We start from the raw sequence: 4,808 nt of genomic DNA on the forward strand, positions 1-4,808 counted from the left end.
TGCGAGGTGCGAGGTGCGAAATATTGTAGGCGTGAAATTTATTTCACGTGAAGTTTTGGGATTAGCTGTCAGTTTTGAGCCGAAAAATGTTGAATGCAAAACGCGCCAAGCAAGCGTGACGCCTACGCTTTGCTGTAGGCGCCAAATTTATTTATCGCAAAAACATTACTCACCCACAACGGTCACGCGGCTGGTTTGCTGTGCGTTTAAGCGGGTGCGTAACGCAACTTTTGCATTGTTATCAACCTTCACAGGCTCAGCGTAAGTTTGCCAGCTTTGCCCGTTGTCTAGGCTGTACTCAATGCTCAAATATGCAAATGCACTGTTGGCATATAACTTACCATTTTCAATCACGCCGCCCGGTACTGGTAAGTGCAGATTGATGCCATCTTTGGCTAACTTATCCAGCTCTTTCAAACCGACTGCACTTGAGAACTCAGCCCAGTCTTTTGCTTGTTTTTTACTATCGACACTTTCGCCTTCCCAATCAGCTTTATGCCATGCGCGCTCTGCAACAGACAAAATACGCGGGAAGATCATTGCTAATACTTGCTCTTCAGTACGGATTGTTTCTGACCATACCTGACCTTGCATACCCAAAATATTCTCAGGCTTTTCAAGTTTAGGTAACGGGCGACCCACCAACGCTTCTAAATTAACGATTGGCTCACGAGTGCGGGTGTAATCAGCATTGGCATACACGTCATCTGGCATGTAATTAAAGGCTTTTTTAGTATCTGTGTAACGAGTTGCCCAGTAATAACCACGCTCTTCAGGGCTTGCTTCGTATGGGTGGTCAAAGTACAAATGCGTACCGTGTGATAACACCACTTGGTAACCAGCATTTGCTAGGCGGTATGCTCTATCTGCAACACCCCACTCCCAAATGTTATCCCAAGTATTTACGGTAAAGGTTTTATTAGGGAACTCATCACGTTTAAACGAATTTTCGCGGTCATACATGATGCCATCTTCCCAAATCCCCGGAGAAATACCGCGTTTTTCAAGTAAGGTTGCAACACGTTGTGTGAAATAAGGTTTTAAATCAGCCGGGCCAGCTACACCGTTATTAGGATCAGCAAATAACGCCTGACAGATTGGCGAGCCTATCCACGAACCAGCACCGACTTCATCACCACCAATATGCAGGTTCTTTAACTGCACACCTGCTTCGCGGTACATCTGCTGAAGTTCATAAGTTACTTTATCTAAAAATGCGTAGGTTGAGTCCATACACACATTCATTGAGTTATCTTTGTAGTTTTGTACCGTCATGTACACAGAGGTATCTTTAGGATCGGTAAGCAAGTATTGCGTTGCTGGTCCCATATCTATGTGTTGAATTTCTTTGTTTGCAGAGCGCGTATTAATGTTATTTTTAGCGGTTTTCTCAGCTTTTTCTAACATGTTGTGATAACGCGCTTCCATCGCTTTGATTGAGGCACGCGCATGGCCTGGGCCTTCAATTTCTGGGATGATTTGAATGTGACGGTCTTTCGCAAACTTTAACAGCTCAACAAACTCATCACGTTTCAAATAACCATTACCTGAGCCTGATTTAAATGGCCCTGTGCCAAGCTGAGTTAATAAGCACTCGCGCTCTTCTAAATCAAAGCAGCGATAGCCACCAACGTCGGTAAGCTCTGGTAGACCTGGGATCTCAAGTCGCCAGCCTTCATCTTCTGAAAAGTGCCAGTGTAGCTTATTCATTTTATAGCGAGCCATTTGCTCAACCAGCTTGAACATTGCTTCTTTGCCATGATAGTTACGACCATTATCGTAATGCATACCACGCCAACCATAACGCGGTGAGTCTTCAAGTTCTAACTGCGGTAAGCTGGCACTGCCTTGGCTATTTGCAGGAATGAGGTTCAATAAGCTTTGCATCGCATAAAACACACCGGCGTTATCGCTACCTACGATGGTGATCACTTCGTCATCAATCTCTAGAGTGTAGCTTTCTGCTTTTGCATTATTGAGTTTAGGGTCAACTTTTAAGCGTATTACTTTGTCTTTGCCGACATTGATATGATCAGGCTGTGCTTTAAGGCTAATGCCATAGTCATCTTGCAAGTCTTGCATAAACACCATAACTTCGTGCTTAAGCTGGCCTTGATAACTGATTTGCCAATTATTGTTTAACGTTGCGCTGCCACGGTTAAACTCGACTTTACGAGGCTTCGGAATAATACGCTTTAATGCATCCTCTTTACTAACCGACACCTTATCAGTGCTATTACGCTCGAAACGTACTTTTGCCGTTGCTAAAACCGATAAATCTTTTGGCTCATTGTAACGGCGTAACTGATTTTCACGGGTAAATGGCGTCACAAACTGTTTAAAATCTTCAGTGTCGGTGTTGGCAAATACGGCTGGTTTATTCTTACCTGAAACAAAAAATGCCCGTGGCATAAAGTCACTGTAAGCAACAATCCATACTTGCGCATCAAACGGCAACTCTAAACTTTCACCTGCACCTAAACCTTTAAACGAGCTCGTTGGTACGATACGATGAAGGTCACCATTAACGTGTTCAATGTTTAGGCCTGCGACATGCTCGGTTGAAATTTTACGAACGGAGTGAATATAAAGCTGCCAATCGCTCTCGCCTGCAGGTAACGCCACATCAGAGCCATTGTTGAGGGTAATTTTTCCTAAAAAGCCCGCATCTTTATTACGAAAGTTATCTTCTACCGAAAACAGCAGTTCGGTACCTTTCGCAAACTGATCAACTTGCGATTGAGTTAATGCTGCACTAGCCATTAAAGGCGCAGTCGCTAGCATTACCGCGAATAGTGACTTCTTAAAATCCATTACTTTCTCCTCGTTTAAGCCCTGAGTGTACGGTATTTCTGCGTACTATTTTTCATTTTTGTTAATAATTCGTTCCTATCATATAAAAACTAAAATGACAGCGCTATCATTTTGTGAAAAATAAAGGTGAGGATTTAGAAGCTTTAAGCCGCAAGCTATAAGTTTGAAGCCGAATTGTGTTGTTTGTTGGAAAAGGCGTTAATCCATCGAAAGAGTGTTGAATATAAGACGCGCCAAGCCAGCATGACGCCTACAAAGTAGGAGGCGTTTTAACGCCGAATAGATTTGCCCTATCCACGGCTAAAGCCGTTCCTACGAGGTGCGAGGTATTGTAGGCGTGAAATTTATTTCGCGCGATGTCTTTGGATTTGCCGTCAGGGTATTGATGTAAAACGCGCCAAGCAAGCGTGACGCCTACATGCTAGGAGGCGTTTTAACGCCGAATAGATTTGACCTATTCACGGCTAAAGCCGCTCCTACGAGGTGCGAGGTATTGTAGGCGTGAAATTTTTTTCGCGCGCAGTTATCGCTCAAACCTTAACACACAGATACTTCTCTTCTAGGTACTCATCTAACCCTTGGTGGCCGCCTTCTCGGCCTAAACCAGACTGTTTAACGCCGCCAAATGGCGCTACTGGATTTGAGATAAGGCCTTCGTTAATACCTATCATACCGTATTCGAGTGCTTCGCTTACGCGATAAACTTGCTTGATGTTTTCACTATAAAAATATGCAGCTAAACCATAAGGTACGTCGTTCGCAAGCTTAAGCACTTCTTCTTCATCATCAAAAGCGATGATGCTGACTACAGGACCAAACACTTCATCATGATAGATATCCATCTCTGGTGTCACATCAGTTAAAATTAATGGCGCTTGAAAGCTACCTTCAAGCTCGCTGTTATCACCGATTAACGATGCACCTTTATCAACCGCATCTTGCACAAGTATTTGTACTTTTTCTTTTGCTTGAGGGTAAATTAATGGGCCAATATCTACCCCGTCATCAAGACCATTGCCAACCTTTAACTCAGCCACTTTGTCTGTGAGTTTTTCGAGCACCGTTTCAAGCACTGAGCGCTGAACAAAAATTCGGTTAGCGGCAACACAAGTTTGCCCTGCATTTCTGAATTTAGCCCCCATAAGGCCTGCAACTGCTTCATCTAAATCGGCATTATCGAAAATAATGAACGGGGCATTACCGCCAAGTTCCATAGACGTTTGTTTAATTGTTGAAGCACACTGCGATAGTAACTGCTTACCTACACCGGTTGAGCCTGTGAATGTGAATTTACGCACACGCTGAGACTCAGTCATGATCTTACCCACCATTTTTGCGTTTTCAGAGACCACCACATTTAGCGCCCCTTTTACAAACCCCGCTTTATCAGCAAGGTAGGCTAAGGCAATAGCGCATAATGGCGTATGCTCCGAAGGTTTAATCACAAAACTACAACCCGCAGCATAAGCGGGTGCCACTTTACGGGTGATCATCGCAATCGGGAAATTCCAAGGTGTAATACCAGCCACCACACCAATTGGTTGCTTTATCGTTGTTAAACGATGTTTGCTATCAGTAGCAGGAATTGTGTCGCCATAACTACGCTTTGCTTCTTCACTAAACCATTTAATAAAGCCTGCACCGTATTCAACTTCGCCCAAGGCTTCTTTTAAAGGCTTACCTTGCTCTTTAGTCATTAACTCAGCAAGCTGTTGCTTGTGCTCAATAACCAACTCATACCATCGGCGCAGCGTTTCACTACGTTCGGTTGCAGTTGTTTGCTTTAGTTTGCTAAATGCCTCGTCAGCACTTTTTAAAGCCTGCTCAACACCAGCTTCATCAATATCAGAGACCTGAGTAATTACCTCAGCGGTTGCGGGGTTATCTACACTAAAACGCTGGCTCGTAGAGTAAAAGTCACCGTCGATAAACGAATCAGAAAAAACTAAATCAGACATAGAACCTCCAAGTAAAAGCTATCAGCTATCAGCTAT

The 4,808-nt window shown here is 43.8% G+C and carries 2 protein-coding genes; both read right to left on the reverse strand.

Going from position 1 to position 4,808, the window contains the following annotated elements:
- Window positions 1-165: 165 nt before the first annotated feature.
- On the reverse strand, window positions 166-2,814 hold the full coding sequence (locus CWC28_RS04510; protein ID WP_138624788.1) for a beta-N-acetylhexosaminidase: 2,649 nt from the start codon (window positions 2,812-2,814) through the stop codon (window positions 166-168).
- A gap of 530 nt (window positions 2,815-3,344) precedes the next feature.
- Window positions 3,345-4,772: an NAD-dependent succinate-semialdehyde dehydrogenase gene (locus tag CWC28_RS04515; RefSeq protein ID WP_138624789.1), complete on the reverse strand. Its 1,428-nt coding sequence runs from the start codon at window positions 4,770-4,772 to the stop codon at window positions 3,345-3,347.
- Between the last annotated feature and the right edge of the window lie 36 nt (window positions 4,773-4,808).

Source organism: Pseudoalteromonas sp. S4492 (genome assembly GCF_005886115.1).
In the GTDB taxonomy this organism is placed as follows: domain Bacteria; phylum Pseudomonadota; class Gammaproteobacteria; order Enterobacterales; family Alteromonadaceae; genus Pseudoalteromonas; species Pseudoalteromonas gelatinilytica.